Genomic DNA, 17,746 nt, shown 5'->3' with positions numbered 1-17,746 from the left:
AACGGAAATTATGTAAATAAGCTGTCCATATGGACAGCTTATTGTATGTTTTTGCTTAGCGTGGGTTTTTTTCCGAAATGCTGGCGGTACCCCTATAAGTACACTTGCAAGTATATTTATAGATGTACTTATAAGTGAATTATTTGTATTCCTGTCTATATAGTTTAAACGAATAAATAGCTCCAATGAAGAATACAAAGGCTTCAAATAATATAAAGATTTGACGGAAATTCTCGATATCCTTACCAACTAGAGAAATAAATATAGCATTCATTAGAATTTGAGTAGTAAACATACGAGAAGTAATTTTTAAATAAATAGCATTTGTTCTTTCATATGGTTTACCAATTTTTTTGTAAATAATAATAAGTGCAATTACTGAACCCAAAAATAGAAGTGCTGTAAATCCTACAACGATATTAAAATTGGCTGTACTTTCTAACATCCATTTATTTAATAGATCAATCATTATTATCTTCCTTCCCTACATAAGAAAATATTTCGTTCTTCTTTTTCACTATAATAAAAAAAGAAAAAGGAAAACATCGAACTTTCTTACAAACATTCGTGTATTCTTACAGTTTTGTCATTTTATAAATTTATTCATTGTCTTGCCTTTCCCTATTTTCTTTAGAAAACATAGTGAATTACGAGAAAGAACGCTACAAGATCCACTTTCGAGAACTATAATTATGTAAACACAAAAGTCCTCCAGTTAAACAATCCGGAGGACTTTTAATAGTTTTCTAAGTTATCTTCCAAATACACTCAATCCTAAATAAATCAAACTATAACTAATTAAAGCACTTGCAAGCATCAAACCTATTTTTAATAATTTGTCTTTTATATTTGGTTTTACTTCACTTACAGGTTTCCCCTCTATAAAATCAACTATTTGACGATAAGTTTTTAAATTGTGCTCTTTTTTTATGTTTTCAACTTGCTGTAATGAAAACATAAGCAAAATCGTAAGTACCACAGGTATTATAAGACCATAATAACCAAAAAAGTAAAATACAGGTGCAATAGAAATAGGAAGTATAATCATTAATGCTAACATGATGTAACTCCACTTAAAGAAAGTAGATTTTTGAAGTTCTTCTTTCATGATCTTTACATCTCCTTTAACTAAATCATCCAGGGAGACATTAAAGAGAATACTCATCATTAGTAAATTATGAATATCTGGATAGTTCCTTTCATTTTCCCAGTTAGAAATAGATTGTCTGGAAACATGAATTTTTTCTGCTAACTTCTCTTGGGACATATTATCCCGTTTACGAAAATATTGTATTTGTCTACCAATGTTCATCTATACATCTCCCTTAAGTTTGAGATTAAGTTAAAGGCTAATTAAAGACTACCAAATTTCTTTATAATAACGTGATTCTAAGGTGTAAAAATCTTTTATCATGCTACTCTCTCCTATTTTTAGTTGAGAAGCTTAGCTAACAATTGTTGCAGCCTCGCCTTTTCCAATCTAACCCAAAGAGCCAATGCAGTTCAACTGTTTTATAATCGGTACGACTTTATTTCAAATCTACATTAATGCAAATGACCCTAATAAACGAACAAAAAGAAAAAAACTATTTTCAAAGAAGATTAATCTAAACAGTGCGACCTTATATAAACAGTTCAACTCTGTTTTAAACCAGCATTACCAAGCTAAAAAAACGAGATTCGCCTTATAACAAAAAAGCAACAACAAGATAATATTTTACTTCTGCAAAACATCCTATATCAAAAGGTACTCCTTTTGATATAGGATGTTTTCATTAAAGGAAGCCGCTTCAAAAGATATAAATATACATTTTTGAAGCACTTCCTAAATAAACTAACCTTTTGATACGCTTCTGTTTATATATTAAGGCCTACCCAATTTAAAAATTCATTTGATTCTCTATTGCAATTACCAAAAACAAAATATATTAGTTAGATTTAATACAAATAAAATATTTTGAAAATTAGCCCTAATACAAGGCATATAAATACTTATTTTACTTTCAAAGACTGAAAATAAAGTGAAAAGGCGTTCAAATCCATATGGATAGAACGTCTTTTCACTTTATCGTTTTCCGACAGAAGACTCCTTCCTCAAAAATGTGAAGGTGTGAAACACCACTTTTAGGTGGGAGATGAATGTCGGTTGGCATAAGCCAACATATTTGCTATCATTTACTTGTACAGATTGCTCTTCGAAAACTGAAGATATGAGGTTGGTTGCAGAAAAACGTTGCAGCCGTAAAATCTTCAACGTTCTATCGCCCCACGCTTCTCAAAATTGCGAAAACCAAGCTAAAGTAGGTAGTGTGGTGAGTCAGCGTACAAGATACTTATGTTCTCACCGTAGGGACTGCGGGTAGAGCCTGCTAAGATAACTGGTGGATACATCGGTGTTCGCAGGAATCTCCCACTTCAAACAGTCCGCTAGGACGTTAAGTGGTGAGTAGTTCAATTCATACATATACTGATTTTTTCACTTATTCATTTTGCATTGTACTTAAAAAATCGATAAATTCATCTTCATTTACAGGTTTACTGTAGTAATACCCCTGAATTAGATAACATGCATTACGCTGTAACACTGTTAATTGTTCTTTCGTTTCTACCCCTTCTGCGATCACTTTCATATTTAAAGTATGTGCTAGTGAAATAATGGTTTGTATAATTTCATTTCCATCCGTAGAAGTCCCGATCCTATTAACAAATTCTCTTGGAATTTTCAAAGTATCAATTGGATACAAAGGAAGATATGCTAATGAAGAATATCCTGTACCAAAATCATCAATTGATAAATGTACACCATATGATTTTAATGCTTTTAACTTCGATAAGGTTTCTTTTTCATCTACCATCGCTATTCTCTCTGTTAATTCCAAATCAATCGAACTAGCAGGTACCCCTACTTCTTCTATGGTAGATCTGATTGTTTGAACAAAACCTTTCTGTTCAAACTCTATAGCTGATAAGTTTATCCCCATCTTTAGATTTGCATAGCCCGCTGAATGCCATTCTTTCAGTTGTCGACACGCTTCCTGTAACGTCCATTGCCCAATTGAAATAATCTGCGACGTTTCTTCTGCGATAGGTATAAACTCAAAAGGTGAAATCATCCCTAGCTCTGGATGTTGCCAACGTATTAAAGCCTCTGCACCAATAACCATACCCGTCTTACTGTCAACTTGTGGTTGATATAATAAAAACAACTCATTATTTTCTAATGCATTCGGTAAATCCTGTTCTAATCGCAATCGTCTTGTTATTTTTTTTGATAATGTCTCGTCATACATGCAAACAGCATTATTACCTTTTTCTTTTGCACTATACATAGCGATATCAGCATGTTGTAAAAGTGTAGTAGTATTTATTCCTCCAAACGGATACACTGCTATTCCTATACTAAGAGTTAAGTAAAAACTATGTTGATTAACTATAAATGGTTCTTCAGTTATACGAAATAGAGTTTCACATAAATCCAATAGCTGTTGCTCTGTTTGGTTATGGACAATGATCGCAAACTCATCTCCACCTATTCTTGCTAGAGAAATAGTCGGTGACAGACATGTCCTAAAACGTTTGGCCACTTCTTTTAAAACCCTGTCACCAATCGAATGGCCCAGTGTATCATTAATAGTCTTAAAGCGGTTTAAATCAATATACAGGAGCCCAAACTTATCCTGTGATTTTTGTGCATGCTTAATGGATCTATCTAATTCTTGTTGGAAGAATGTTCGATTTCCAATCTCAGTCACCGTATCATGGAATGCTAGATAATTTATCTCATCCTGTTGCTGTTTCATCCTCGTTATGTCTTTTACCATTACATAACTTCCAAAAGTTTGTCCTTCTATCATAATAGGAACAATAGTGACATACCAAAAATGTATGTCCTTCTCATTGTTACTTTTTACACGTAACTGTAACGAAGACGAACTACATCGTTTCCCCTTCTTTATAGCCGCCTCCAATTCAGATTTATCTTCATCTAAAAAAATAGAGAAGCACTCTTTCCCTATTAATGCAGCACTGTCTTCTCCTAATAACATACTTCCAGACTGGTTTATATTTAATACAATACCGTTTGGATCAATCGTTAAAATAGGATCCGGATGATACTCATATAATGACTTAAATCTCTCTTGATTTTTTACCAAATCATTAGATTTGTTTATTAAATCCCTTGTTCTTTGAGATACTGTTTGTTCTAATTGATTATTAAACACTTTTAAGGTCTCGGTTAAATCTTTGTTTTGCATTCGTACAATTGTATGACGAATCAGTACAAATACAAAAGCAATACAATTCCCCGTAATCAATGTAGCCGAAGAAGTTTGCTCTTTCAAAGTAAAACCAATTAAGACTGCAACTGCAAGATAAGGGAATATGACAAGGAGTTTCTTTCCAAATATCGGATTTATAATAAAATAATTTCTTTTAGAAGAAGCATCCTTTGGGATTGTAGCAGCAATAGCGATACATAATAGGAAAACTCTATACAAGCACCTTAATAATATAACTGAACGGTCTGACAAATCATCTTGTAAGTAGAAATACAAGTAGTCAGTAATAGCCAATCCAGTTAATACTAGGATAAAAATAAACAATTTACTTTTTGCATTGAAAATAGCGGGTCGAAAGATTAGGGTAACTCCAAGTAATAGAAGCAATAAATCTATAATCGGAAAAATAAATGAGAGAAAAACATCTCCAATTGATAAAAATAAGATATTTGCAGAAGGTTTATTAAATAAATACCACTCTAATGTAAAAATAGAAGTAACAACAATACATAAATCACAAAGTAAATATGCTTTCTCCCATTTATTACATTCCATCATGATTTTATAAAAGAACGCAAAGAGAAAGAAAAATAAGAAAAACAGTAGAAACACATCAGAAATATTAAAATTTTGTATTGGTAATTCTACATTAAGTACTTGAAAAGCGGATATGAAATTCCCTATCAAAAAGCACCCTATTGCAATAGTAATGCAAACCCAGAATACTCCTAACTTAATTTTTTTGGATAATATAGAATACAGTAATGAGATAAATACAGTAGTTTCAACGACTAAAGATGATAATCGGATATTAAAATCTGATACGAAATAATGATTCGGAAAAACAAATAAAAATATAAAGCAAAAGCTTATATAAGTTATTAAAGCCAATATCAATACATAAAATTGCACATATACATGTTTACGCAATGAGCTCACCTTCTTGATTTTTTCTATACTTTTATTAAAAAATGGGTTTATAGTGGTACAAGTCCTACTAATTAAAACGTGTGCTACCTATTATCCATATTATGACCTTTTTAAAAGATTTCTTTCTACATACAACAATCTTATTAACTTTTTGTAGATGTTTACAGTTTTCAATACCGAAGATTCCAAAAAGGATCAGTTGAAAAATATAGTTTTTTAAGTATTTGCGCGTCGTAAATTTGGATGGTACAACTTATCTACTCTTTACATATGAGATAGAATCTACTCCTCTATTGGATTATAGTTAGTTGCTAACTGTCACACTTAAAAAGGAATGAAAATATACCATCAATAACATAGAAATTCGAATTAGTTTATGAAACCAATTGTAACTATTATAGTTACATCATGGATTGATGTCAATTTCATATTACTCCCCTTTTTATGGATAAAAGACACCTTTGAACTTTACAAGAGACAAAAAAAGAAGAGGGATTTCTTCCCTCTTCACCAATAAAATCGAACATATTTACAATTAAGGAAGGGCATACATCCATCAAAAGATGAAAGGAACAATAATAGTTCACCTAGTGAATTATAACACAAAAACACTCCCATTAATAGATAATATTAACATTTATGGAATGATTGTGACAGAATTGTTAAACATCTTAATATTAAAAGGCTTTATATGTATATAAATAGAAAACGGATATTGTAGGGATAAAATATAAGGGGGATATATGATGTTTACAAAAAAACAAAAATTAGTAACAGCCGTAACAACCTTAACATTAGGATGTGGATTTACTTTCGGATTAACACCAGCTTTTGCAGATTCCAATAAGTCGTCGGTAAGCGCTACACCAATTCATTCTATTCAGAACCAAGAACAAGAACCTTTTACTGGATATGTTATTTCAGTAGATAATCATTACTTAGTAGTTGCCGCTACTTCTACAAAGGACGAGGCACTTGCTTATCAACATGATTGGTGGGAGTTAGTTTCTCAGAATAAGATTTTAAGAGTTCCTATTTCAAGTGGTGCAGACTACACAATAGGTGATAAATTAAACGTATATGCAGTTGGTTGGACTGCATCATTACCACCAATTGCTGTAATGCCTACAATTGAAAAAGTAGTACATTAAGTCATATTGAAATAAGTGAGACATCATTCTAATTAGAATGATGTCCTTTTATATACAGTAGCATTGAACTACCCCCACTTTCACTTCGTTTAGAAGTGAGAGATTCCTAAGTAAAGAGTTCTATCGAACTCTAATTGATTAGGCTATCCCCGCAGTCCTTGCGGTTAGAAGCCTTATCGCTTCATTCTTTAGATTGATACTTGCGTTAATATCCCTATCATGGTGTGTACGACAAGAAGGACAGTCCCATTCACGTAGGTTTAGATTTTTAACGTCTTTATTTTGATATCCACAACAAGAACATAATTGGCTGGAAGCAAATGTTTTCGATACGACAATGACTTGTTTGCCATACCATTTTGCTTTGTATTCCAACATTGATCGAAATTGTGACCAAGATATCTCACTAATTACTTTTGCTAACTTATGATTCTTTAACATATTGGATACTTGCAAATCCTCTATACCGATAACATCGTGGTTTTTGATGATTTCAGTTGAAATTTTGTCCAAGTAATCTTTTCTAGTATTTGATATGTATTCATGAATTCTAGCTACCTTTACTCGTTGTTTATTCCAGCGAGAAGATCCTTTCATTCTTCTAGAAAGCACACGCTGTGCTTTCGCCAACTTATCTTCTAATGATCGGAAAAACTTCGGATTTTCATAGTGTGTTCCATCTGACAAAATAGCGAAATCTTTTAGTCCTACATCTATTCCAATGTAAGAATGTGTTTTCGGAAGTTCTTGTACTTCTGTTTTAACTAATAGTGACACAAAATATCTACCAGAAGGGTTCCGTCTAACTGTAGCATTTACAATACGTCCCTCTACTTCACGACTTTTGGCAAATCGAACAAGGCCTAGTTTCGGCAACTTTATTTTGTTCCCTACAACGGCAATGTTTTCATTTGTTTGTTTTGTGGTATAAGATTGTACGTTGTTCTTCTTAGATTTAAAACGCGGTGCGCTGTTTTGTTTTTTGAAAAAGCGCGTATAAGCATCCGCAAGGTTGCGAACAGACGACTGAATCGCAATACTATCCACTTCTTTTAGCCAAACAAGCTCTTTCTTCATGGCAGGTAGTTTGGCAGAGCATGTACCATAGGTCAAGCCTTTTCCTGTCTCTTTGTATGCTTGATCCCATAAGGATAGGAAATGATTGAATACAAAGCGAGAACACCCAATCGTTTTGTTGATTAGAATTGCTTGTGCCTGATTTGGATAGATACGAAACTTATAGGCTTTATTAATCATTATTTGATTCACCTCCATTTCGGTATATGACTATTATATACCGAACGTACATTCGATAGGTAGTAGAGTAACACTTTCTGTATGCCGAACAATTAAGCTGGCTTCCTGTCATCCCTTGTTCGAAGCCAATTCATCTCCCACCTACTCACTGGGCTGATCCTTCACGCTCCTTGAGGAAGGAGTCTTCTTGGCTAAAATGATAAAAGCTATAATTAACCCTTTATTCTAAGATAGACAAGAGCACTCATTTTAAGTAAAATTTGATGGTTCTTCTTTCAACTATCGTACATTCGTAAAAAAGGCGTTTAGATTGGCTATATTCTTTTGTAAGAAAGTTTGATAATTTTCGATACCTCTTCTTTTACACCAACCAACTGCATTAAACAAATCAATAAATTGATAAAATGGCAAAATTTCTTGTAAATCAACAAGTGGACGAATGGATTCATAACCTTGTCGATAAGCTTCTTTTGTTCCGGGATACTTCATAAAAATATAACGATTGATTTTTGTAAAATCCATTTCGGTTGCTCCAATGCTGAAACTTTCAAAATCAATAATGCCGGAAATTTGATTTTCATAAACTAAAATATTTCCAGGTCGAAAATCCAAATGTATAAAACTAGTTGCATCTGAATATGGAATTAATTTGAGATGATATTCGAAATGTTGCATTGATTGTTCATATAAATGCGGATCAATTACTTCCTTTACATCTTTTGCTAAGGAATAAAAATTATGCTGAATAAAATCAGACGATTGACCATGCATATTGGAAATAAAGTTTTCGAAATCCTGCTCTTTTGGAATGATTGCATGTAACTTAGCGTGTTGTATGCCGATATCAAAAGCTAAAGCTGCATCCACCTTCCCTGTTGCTGGCATACCTTGTATTGCGGATAACAATAATGCACCAGTAAAACCTTCATCACCTTCCCAATAATCCAACACTTGTGGTACTGACAACTCATAGCGTAATCGTTCAAGTACCTTATACTCATGTTCAAGCTTTACTTTTGAATAAGGAATTTTTATATAGACAGTTCGAAAATCAATTAGCTTAATTTTATAAACGACTGAACTAAAGGACTGCCTAACATAATCAATTGTTAACACATTTAAAGCAAATTTTTCTACTACTTTTTGTAGCTTATCCATTTGAAAGAATACACCTCTCTTTTATTCAACTTAATGCTATATGAAAACTTAATATATCAACCATTAAAATATTAATGAATAATGATTTATAAATATCAATTTTAACTTTTCCCATCAAATATTGTTTAAAATCAACAATTAAAAGAAATCATCATTCCAATCCTCTTTCTAAGCTCCAAATTGCGACCAAGATACCTCACTAATTGCTTTTGCTAACTTATGATTCTTTAACATATTCGATAATTGCAAATCCTCTATACCAATAACATCGTGGTTTTTGATGATTTCAGTTGAAATTTTGTCCAAGTAATCTTTTCTAGTATTTGATATGTATTCATGAATTCTAGCTACCTTTACTCGTTGTTTATTCCAGCGAGAAGATCCTTTCATTCTTCTAATGATCGGAAAAACTTCGGATTTTCATAGTGTGTTCCATCTGACAAAATAGCGAAATCTTTTAGTCCTACATCTATTCCAATGTAAGAATGTGTTTTCGGAAGTTCTTGTACTTCTGTTTTAACTAATAGTGACACAAAATATCTACCAGAAGGGTTCCGTCTAACTGTAGCATTTACAATACGTCCCTCTACTTCACGACTTTTGGCAAATCGAACAAGGCCTAGTTTCGGCAACTTTATTTTGTTCCCTACAACGGCAATGTTTTCATTTGTTTGTTTTGTGGTATACGATTGTACGTTGTTCTTCTTAGATTTAAAACGCGGTGCGCTGTTTTGTTTTTTGAAAAAGCGCGTATAAGCATCCGCAAGGTTGCGAACAGACGACTGAATCGCAATACTATCCACTTCTGTTAGCCAAACAAACTCTTTCTTCATGGCAGGAAGTTTGGCAGAGCATATACCATATGTTAAACCTTGCCCAGTTTCTTTATATGCGTGGTCCCATAGGGATAGGATAGGAAATGATTGAATACAAAGCGAGAACAACCTATCGTTTTGTTAATTAGAATTGCTTGTGCTTGATTTGGATAGATACGAAACTTATAGGCTTTATTAATTATCATTTAATTCACCTCCCACCTACTCACTTCGCGTTCCTTGAGGAAGGAGTCTTCTTGGCTAAAATGATAAAAGTTTTAACCATTTCCTCTTTTAATAACCGAAAGACTGAACAATATCCTCTTTCAGCTATATTCACTCATGATGAACTTCTTCATAATATGCATTAAAAACTGGTATTACTTTCGATTTAAATCCACAACTAAAAATCAATTTCCAAATTTTAATATTCATGGTATAATCTATAAAGTTTTATTTTAGCATATTTTAACATATTACTTAAAGTTTGGAGGATATTAGTTTGTTTTTGTCAAAAATCATAGAAACATATGCCTTATATGATCTACATAAAAAACGTAGTAAAAAGTTTCAATATTCAACTCTTCCTACCAGAAGAGAGAATTTGGATGAGAGGGAGAAATTTTATGAATCTCATCTAACTGATATTATTTTTGAATTGAATTGTTCGGAAGAGACTGATTATAGAGATGGAAAATTTAAATATAAAAGCTTAATTGAGTCTGGCGATTCATCTAACGATGTAGTAACCGGGGAGGTATTTTTAAATAGAAATGAGGATGTACCAAATGTCATTTTTGTACACGGATGGCGTATGGAAACAAACGAACGTGTTAAAAAAATCTTTCACAAAGATATTTTAAAATTGGGATGGAATATGTATTACTTTACTCTTCCTTATCATTTTGATAGAGAACCTATAGGATCACATTATAGTGGAGAATATATGGTAAGTGCCAATATTGAAAGGACAATTGAATCAACCAAGCAAGCTGTAGTTGATTTACGCACATTAATTCATTGGATTAAGACAAACAAAAAAGGGCCTGTGATCTTAATTGGTATTAGCTTGGGTGGTTTCATTACGAATCTAACTGCTACCGTTGAATGTGAAATCGATATCTTAGCTTCTATATTTTATGCCAACAAACTTTCTTATTCAATATGGAATACTAGTCCAGGAAAATTTATCAAAGAGGATTTAGAACATCATGGTGTAACATATGATAAATTAATAGAATATTGGAAGATTACCGAACCTAGTCAGGCCCTTCCACAAGTTAACAAAAAAAACATTTTGTTAATTTGCGGGAAATATGATCAATATGTACATTTTGAGGATACAAATTATTTGTGGGAAGCTTGGGAAAGACCTAACAGATATATGTATGATTGTGGACATGCAGGGATTGTTCTTAAACGAAAAAAAATCGCTATGGATACTCTTGCTTTTATCCAGAAACGAATCAAGAGCTAATATTATGATATTACTTGTATTTTTCCTTTGGATAATGAGTACAATTCTTTTTTTAACTAATTCTCAAAATGAGGAAACAAGATGGGGAAGTCTTATTGCTTTCTTTGGAGGATGTGGAGGTTTTGGAGTTATGGTTGGGGACGGTCCAAATCGACCCGAATGGATTTTATGGATTGATAGTTTATTCACTTCTTTTGGACATTATATGACCCCTTATGCTATTTTGATTTTCGGTTTGACTTTTGCAAAAGCATTCAAAACTACTAATCAAAGAATTATATGGAAAATCTTATTTCTGATCCCTGTTATTTTTATGTATAACATAGACCAGCTTTATCCAGTATTTAAAACCAATTACACTTTATTATCGCTTTGGACTGTTCCATATGTTATGGGTGCAAATATCCTATTAGTCTACTCTACATATTTAGAAGCAAGACCCGCGATTAAAAAACATAAAATATTTACTTGTTTAGTAATAATCCCCCCTATTACATTTGCTTTATTCACAAATATCATTTTAGAGGCATGTGGAATCCCTGATGTTTGGTTATGTGATCCTTGGATTATTACACTGCAATTCTTATTATTCGCGTATCTAATCGTTAAATATGGATTTCTTGATGTAAGAGTTAGATTTGAAAAACAACGACGTGATACAACAATGAAATCTATCACCTCCGGTACAGCAATGTTGAACCATACGATAAAAAATGAATTAGCTAAAATTGATATGTTAGTTAATCAACTGAAGGATCATGTCATACTGGATGAGACAGCTGCTGAAAATATTGAGTTAGCATTAGAATCAACACATCATGTTTTAAAACTTTCATCACGTATTCAAAATAAATTGGACTTTATTTACCTTAAGGAATCTGAGTTTTGGTTAAGTGAAGTTATAGATTCTGCAATTTATTTACTACAACCATATCTCAATTCAGATATTAATATTATTAAGAATTACGAAGTTGACGTGAAAGTTTTGGGTGATTCTATACATTTACAAGAAACTTTTCTAAACATAATTAAGAATGCAATAGAAGCTATGGAAAGTAAAGGGGAGATAGTAATTAAAATCTATAAAACTAAAAGAAAATTATTTATAGATTTTAAAGATAGCGGAAAAGGAATTAAAAAAGATGAACTTTTACTTGTGTTAAACCCCTTCTACTCGACTAAGGGAACTAAGGAAGGTAATTATGGATTAGGTTTAACCTATTGTTATAATGTTATGCAAAAACATCATGGTGATATTACAATGAAAAGCAAACTAGGCCAAGGTACTACATTTACATTATCATTTCCTTCAAAAAGGATTATTGAACTTACCTACTAATATAATTTTAAATCAATAGGAGCGAACAACTTATGAGCAATATTAGGTTAATGATTGTAGAAGACGATCCAGTTTGGATGAAATGCTTATGTAATTATATAGGAAAAGAAAGTGATATTATTATTGTTAAACAAATATATACGAAAGAAGAAGCTTTTCAAGTATCTTGTAATGATATTGATGTAGTTTTATTAGATTTAACACTTTCAGAAAATGATGAAAACTTAAGTGGACTTGAGGTTGCAAACGAATTATACAACAGAGGATTAAAAAAAATTATAATATTAACATCATGGGATGAAAAAGAAATTATACTTGAAGCCTTTGATAAAGGGGCTATTAATTACGTCACCAAATTATCTTATAGAGATATTCCCAAAGTTATCAGAGAAGCTAATTGTAGTAAGGTCAGTCTTCATTCTGATGTCTCAACTGTACTTATTAATGAAATTAAGACTGAAAGAAAAATAAAAGTGCTAACTCCCTCGGAACGTGAAGTATATAAGCTAAAAGAACAAGGTTTAAACAAAAACCAGATTGCGACAATACTATATAAATCTATTGAAACAATAAAAAAACAAATACAGATGATAAACAAGAAATTAAAATAAAGAATTTCATTTGAAAGTTTTTGTAATAAGACTTCTGAGCAATCTAATCTCATCGTATTAATTATAAGTTACTCCCTACTCTTAAAGCATTAATAGAACAATCACTTTATTGTTCATGTAGTTAGGAATTGTTGTGATTATCAATTGTAGTTCCTTCTAGATCAAAAAAGATTTAGGAGGAACTACAATTGATTTTTTTATAACTCAAACTAAAAATCCTAAATAAAAAAGTTGTTCTAAAGAATTTTTTGACTTTCTCATGCCTTAATAATCCGTGTTATCTTAGCATACTGAAATTTGAAGCATCCTAACACAATTCAAAATATCCCATATAACTTGTAAGCTACTCTTTCAAAATAAATTGTAATTGCTTCTAGACAATTATAATTTACTTTTGAGGGCAATTTACTGTGGATAGTTTATCAAGTTTTGCATGAAAATTACAAAACAAACCTTTTTTACTCTTATTTATTTTTTCTCCAGTTATAATCTGAGAGAATAATATCATCCAAGGTATACTTAGGCTCCCAATTTAGCTTGTTTCTTACTTTTGTACAATCAGCTAACACACTTGCAGGGTCCCCTTCACGTCGTCCAACATAAGTGTAATTTAATTTTGTATCTGTCACTCTCTCAACTGCTTGAGCAATCTCCGTAACTGAAAATCCCTTTTCGGTACCGATGTTAAATAAATCAGAAGGATGTCCAGCAAAAAGATAATCCATCCCCATAACATGGGCTCTAGCTAAATCTAAAACATGAATATAATCTCTAATGCATGTTCCATCTTTTGTATCATAGTCTTGACCGAAAATTTGTAAAACATCATTTTCACCTAGAATTGTCTTATTAGCATTCGGAATAATATGTGTAGGATTTTTAACTCTTAAACCATTTGAAGCATCTAATGACGCGCCAGCTACATTGAAATATCTAAAAATAACATATCGCATATTATAACGAGAAGCTGTCCAATGAATTAATCTTTCACCTGCATACTTAGTTTCCGCATAAGGATTGATAGCTGCCACTGGTGTTTCTTCAGTAGCTTTACTATCAAAACAATTATCTCCATATACAGATGCGGTAGATGAGAACATTATTCTTTCAATCTTATATTTAACTAATATTTCTAATACTTTCTGTAATCCTGTAACATTAGCTTCATAATATTCGAATGGTTTTTCCATGCTTTCGCTCACAATAATTTTACCTGCACAATGTAATACAGCGTCAATCGTTTCATTTTCAAAAATTCGAGAAAAGTCATCTTGATTTGTAACATCTAATTCATAAAATTTTGCCCTAGAATCAATTGCATCTTTGCTACCTGAACTCAAATCATCTGCAACAACTACATTATAACCATGATTTATCAATTCTGTTACTGTATGAGAACCAATATATCCAGCTCCACCTGTTACTAAAATATTTTTCATAATTTACATCTCCTAATATTTACATATTCAATCCGCCATCAACAGTGAAAACTTGTCCTGTTATATAATCACTTTTTTTAGATGCTAAAAAGGCGACCATTTCCGCGACATCTTGTTTTGATCCAAACCTATTTAAAGGTATTTGTTTCAAATATTCATCACGAATATTTTCTGGTAAACTATCTGTCATATCACTAATAATGAAACCTGGTGCAACAGCATTTACTTGAATATTTTTTTTACCTAACTCTTTTGCTAATGCCTTGGTAAAACCAATTATTCCGGCTTTTGAAGCTGAATAATTAGTTTGTCCTGCATTTCCTGATAATCCTGAAACAGAGCTCATATTTATAATTTTACCCTGCCTTTGTTTAATCATCACCTTTGCAGCTAATTTAGACGTTATAAAGACGCTTGTTAAATTAGTATCCATGACCAAATCAAAATCTGATTTGGTCATTCTTACAATCAAGTTATCTTTTGTTATACCCGCATTATTTACTAGTATATCTATTTTTTTATATTTTTCAATAATGTTACTTATAAGCTCGATAACTTCCAATTCATCACATAAATTCGCCTTCATACAAACTACATTTCCTGCATAATTAAGTGAATTTATATGTTTTTGTAGTGTCCTTGCCGATTCTTCACTCTGAAAATAGTGTAAAATTACCAAGTAACCATCTTCTGCTAATTTTTCAACGACACTTGAACCAATTCCTTTTGAACCACCTGTAACTAAGGCTACTTTTTGCATTCGTAATCTCCTATTTCACTAAATAAATTGTTAATGGTATTACCGATTAAGTCATTAATGCTTGGTAAATTGCGAATATTAATTAGAGCATTTTGTAAAAGTTTCAGAACCTCTTCTTGAGTTAATTCCCCATCACGTTCAATAGCAGCCTTCACATCACAAATTAGTTCCAATATATCAATTAAATCTATTGAAAAGTTAGTTTTGCACTGCATTGAATTAAAATGATGTCGGTTTTGTGAATGAATTTCAATAGCTTTACCTAATTTTGTATTTAAAAATTCCTTATATTCTTTTGAATGAAAATCTTTTTTTCTTAACTCGTCATTGTATTGATCATATGAATTAAAAATGATATCATTCGTTATCTTATCGTTATCATGATACAATTGTCGCATATAGAGTTCATCTATACACCGCTTTATATTATTGCTTACTTTTTCTTTATGATTAATTATATCTTTCCGGTAGTTACTCATTGCTCCATACCTTTATCATTTCATTAATAGGATCAAAATAAGAATATCTATCTCCTATCAAAATACCATCAAACCCTATGTTTTTAGCCATTTCAGCTTCTTCTAATCCTACACAGCCACCAAACAGACATTGGTATTCAAAATTAAAGTTAGAACGTTTTAACTCATCCATACATCGTTTAATTTCTTTAAAAATACACATAATTTCATACTCATTGTAGCATTTAATACCTTTGATCGTAGATTCTATACATTCATATGCAATAATTACTTTTTTATTGTCTAAAAAGACATTCTTAAGGATACTATTCAATTCCTCAACAATTTCTGTAGGGTTGTTGGTAATACCGATACAAAGTATGGGTACAATATTATGATCCAAAGCATTTTCTAATCTTTGTTTTATAATGGAAATATCTTCATTCAATGCTTTACGTCTTTCTAAATGACCCACCATTGTATAGTTTATCCCTAATTTTTTTAAAACATTGGGGGAAATCTCCCCCACTATTCTTTTTTTTATAGAGATATTTTGACTTATAATTTCAGCTGAATACTTGTTATTCTTAATAGGCAACGTAGGGGCAATTAATATATTATGTTTAGACCCGTATGCTGGGACTTGTTCACAAAACTTTTCTTGCATGTCGATATCCATCTTGCTTTTCAAATTAATAACGCACAACATTATAATTCTACCTTAATGTATTCAATTAGTTGATTTTCAAATTCTTTATACTGAGGATCCTTAACTACATTATGGAATGAAATCGACTTACGTTTAGTAAATCCACAGAATTGCATCGTTTTATGGATTGGAAGAAGCACATCGTCTACATCTTTATTTCCAAAAAATTCTCCCTCTGTTTTAAATGCATGCTTAGGTGCATTCCAAGTTGTAGATAAAATATAACTTTTTCCTTTCATTAATCCACCAGCACCATATTTTTCTGCGAAACTATAAAATTGGTTATATTCGAATACCTCATCCATATATAACTTTAGTTTACCTGGTACAGAGAACCAATAGATAGGGAATTGATAAATAATCAGATCTGCCCATAAAAATTTATTTCTTTCCTCCATAACATTGTAATTCATAACACTACTTAATTGAATATTATGCTTACTTCTTAAATGATTTAAATACACATTGACTAATGAAAAATTCAAATCCCCTTTACTAAAATCATGCTTCTGATAACCATTTATTATTAATATATTCATTATTAAAAAACCTCACTCTTTCATTGTAATATTTCTTCACTATATATAAGTTAATAATTAATATGAACCTATCGTATTTACAAATATAGACGTTATTTTCACAAGTTTTTTGTTAAAACTTAATTAGCCTTCTATATTTCATATTGATCTTTAAATGTAAAGTTACAGTATCGTTAAAGAATAATTAGAGCTTTGCATCTCATTTTTTATTCCATCAATGCCCATATTCATACCAACACTCTCGAATTAACATTTATTTTATTTATATATTTATAAATTTTTATTTTTGTATCAGTAATTTATCTCCTTTCTTTTAACTCTTATAAGAGCCAATTCAAAACTAAAAAAGTAACATCTAATCATAAACAAACTACTTTTATTTAAAAAGTTATTTATTGGTTTATTAATAAAATCTAGATGTATAAGGGGAGTGCTTAAAATTAGAAATATCTTGTGACATTGTATTAAAATCTTCTGTAACCCATTTCATCAACAATCCAAATATTAATATATAACAAACTAAAAGAGGAGGGGTATTTTTCCCCCCCTTCTCTTTTTCCATTAATTGTGATAAAATTTACGTTTGTAAAAATTTAGTTAATGCAACTTCTCAATAAAATCCCTTGGTTTTGGTGTAAAAATTAATAATGCGTAAAAAATGAATCATTCATAACGTAATGGCATTTTATACATTAAGACCATCAGATAGATTTCATTTTTGGGTAATTTGTAATTAAATGATAGATGTATATTTCCCTAACTCAAATTAGCCCTTCCTTTACTACAAATAGGTTGGCATCATTTAATCTAAATCCATAATAAA

Annotated in this window: 14 protein-coding genes and 1 pseudogene; 4 read left to right on the top strand and 11 right to left on the bottom strand. The window is 31.3% G+C overall.

Features of this window, described 5'->3' with window-relative positions:
* Positions 1-139 precede the first annotated feature (139 nt).
* The 3 genes from ACTFRM_RS20215 to ACTFRM_RS20205 all read right to left on the bottom strand — a co-directional run bounded on the left by ACTFRM_RS20215 (position 140) and on the right by ACTFRM_RS20205 (position 5,210).
* Entirely contained in the window at positions 140-469 is a 330-nt protein-coding gene (locus ACTFRM_RS20215) for a hypothetical protein (RefSeq protein WP_000566267.1), read from the bottom strand.
* 282 nt (positions 470-751) lie between these two features.
* Positions 752-1,312, bottom strand: coding sequence for a helix-turn-helix domain-containing protein (locus tag ACTFRM_RS20210; RefSeq protein ID WP_001020684.1), 561 nt, complete (start codon positions 1,310-1,312; stop codon positions 752-754).
* A 1,168-nt stretch (positions 1,313-2,480) separates the two neighbouring features.
* A complete protein-coding gene (locus tag ACTFRM_RS20205; RefSeq protein ID WP_001225600.1) occupies positions 2,481-5,210 on the bottom strand; it encodes a sensor domain-containing protein in 2,730 nt (909 codons plus the stop codon).
* A gap of 746 nt (positions 5,211-5,956) precedes the next feature.
* Here ACTFRM_RS20205 and ACTFRM_RS20200 point away from each other — a divergent pair.
* Positions 5,957-6,361 carry a DUF3221 domain-containing protein gene (locus ACTFRM_RS20200; protein WP_000494387.1) on the top strand — a complete coding sequence of 135 codons (405 nt, stop codon included), beginning with the start codon at positions 5,957-5,959 and terminating at the stop codon, positions 6,359-6,361.
* A 138-nt stretch (positions 6,362-6,499) separates the two neighbouring features.
* On the opposite strand, the gene tnpB is transcribed toward ACTFRM_RS20200, so the two are convergent.
* From tnpB to ACTFRM_RS20185, 3 genes and pseudogenes are all read right to left on the bottom strand, one after another.
* Positions 6,500-7,618: an IS200/IS605 family element RNA-guided endonuclease TnpB gene (tnpB, locus tag ACTFRM_RS20195; protein WP_440043532.1), complete on the bottom strand. Its 1,119-nt coding sequence runs from the start codon at positions 7,616-7,618 to the stop codon at positions 6,500-6,502.
* 279 nt (positions 7,619-7,897) lie between these two features.
* A complete protein-coding gene (locus ACTFRM_RS20190) occupies positions 7,898-8,776 on the bottom strand; it encodes a phosphotransferase family protein (RefSeq protein WP_000359643.1) in 879 nt (292 codons plus the stop codon).
* A gap of 177 nt (positions 8,777-8,953) precedes the next feature.
* Positions 8,954-9,797, bottom strand: a pseudogene (locus ACTFRM_RS20185) (RNA-guided endonuclease TnpB family protein); the annotation flags it as partial.
* 296 nt (positions 9,798-10,093) lie between these two features.
* On the opposite strand from ACTFRM_RS20185, the gene ACTFRM_RS20180 reads away from it, so the two are divergent.
* From ACTFRM_RS20180 to ACTFRM_RS20170, 3 genes are read left to right on the top strand one after another with little or no spacing between them, the layout of a single operon-like run.
* Complete coding sequence (locus ACTFRM_RS20180; protein WP_000480037.1) at positions 10,094-11,068, top strand: alpha/beta hydrolase; 975 nt, start codon at positions 10,094-10,096, stop codon at positions 11,066-11,068.
* 4 nt (positions 11,069-11,072) lie between these two features.
* On the top strand, positions 11,073-12,407 hold the full coding sequence (locus tag ACTFRM_RS20175; RefSeq protein WP_000602258.1) for a sensor histidine kinase: 1,335 nt from the start codon (positions 11,073-11,075) through the stop codon (positions 12,405-12,407).
* Between the two features lie 32 nt (positions 12,408-12,439).
* The gene (locus ACTFRM_RS20170) at positions 12,440-13,018 is read left to right on the top strand and encodes a response regulator transcription factor (RefSeq protein ID WP_440043531.1); all 579 of its coding nucleotides are present in this window, start codon (positions 12,440-12,442) and stop codon (positions 13,016-13,018) included.
* A 464-nt stretch (positions 13,019-13,482) separates the two neighbouring features.
* Here ACTFRM_RS20170 and galE read toward each other — a convergent pair whose 3' ends face one another.
* The 5 genes from galE to ACTFRM_RS20145 are packed head-to-tail and all read right to left on the bottom strand — an operon-like array spanning position 13,483 to position 16,923.
* Entirely contained in the window at positions 13,483-14,457 is a 975-nt protein-coding gene (gene galE / locus ACTFRM_RS20165) for a UDP-glucose 4-epimerase GalE (protein ID WP_000789915.1), read from the bottom strand.
* Between the two features lie 19 nt (positions 14,458-14,476).
* On the bottom strand, positions 14,477-15,217 hold the full coding sequence (fabG, locus tag ACTFRM_RS20160) for a 3-oxoacyl-[acyl-carrier-protein] reductase (protein ID WP_173600880.1): 741 nt from the start codon (positions 15,215-15,217) through the stop codon (positions 14,477-14,479).
* Positions 15,205-15,696: a DUF5662 family protein gene (locus tag ACTFRM_RS20155; RefSeq protein ID WP_000073903.1), complete on the bottom strand. Its 492-nt coding sequence runs from the start codon at positions 15,694-15,696 to the stop codon at positions 15,205-15,207. Before ACTFRM_RS20155 ends, fabG begins: the two co-directional genes overlap by 13 nt.
* Positions 15,689-16,384, bottom strand: coding sequence for a triose-phosphate isomerase (locus ACTFRM_RS20150; protein WP_000882812.1), 696 nt, complete (start codon positions 16,382-16,384; stop codon positions 15,689-15,691). Before ACTFRM_RS20150 ends, ACTFRM_RS20155 begins: the two co-directional genes overlap by 8 nt.
* The gene (locus ACTFRM_RS20145) at positions 16,384-16,923 is read right to left on the bottom strand and encodes an NAD(P)H-dependent oxidoreductase (protein ID WP_001023223.1); all 540 of its coding nucleotides are present in this window, start codon (positions 16,921-16,923) and stop codon (positions 16,384-16,386) included. The genes ACTFRM_RS20150 and ACTFRM_RS20145 overlap by 1 nt, the downstream gene beginning before the upstream one ends.
* Positions 16,924-17,746 lie beyond the last annotated feature (823 nt).

This window comes from Bacillus cereus group sp. MYBK227-1 (assembly GCF_051916325.1).
GTDB classification, from domain to species: domain Bacteria; phylum Bacillota; class Bacilli; order Bacillales; family Bacillaceae_G; genus Bacillus_A; species Bacillus_A cereus.
The sequence above is the reverse complement of the archived record's forward strand: the minus strand, read 5'-3'. Positions and strand labels throughout refer to the sequence as shown.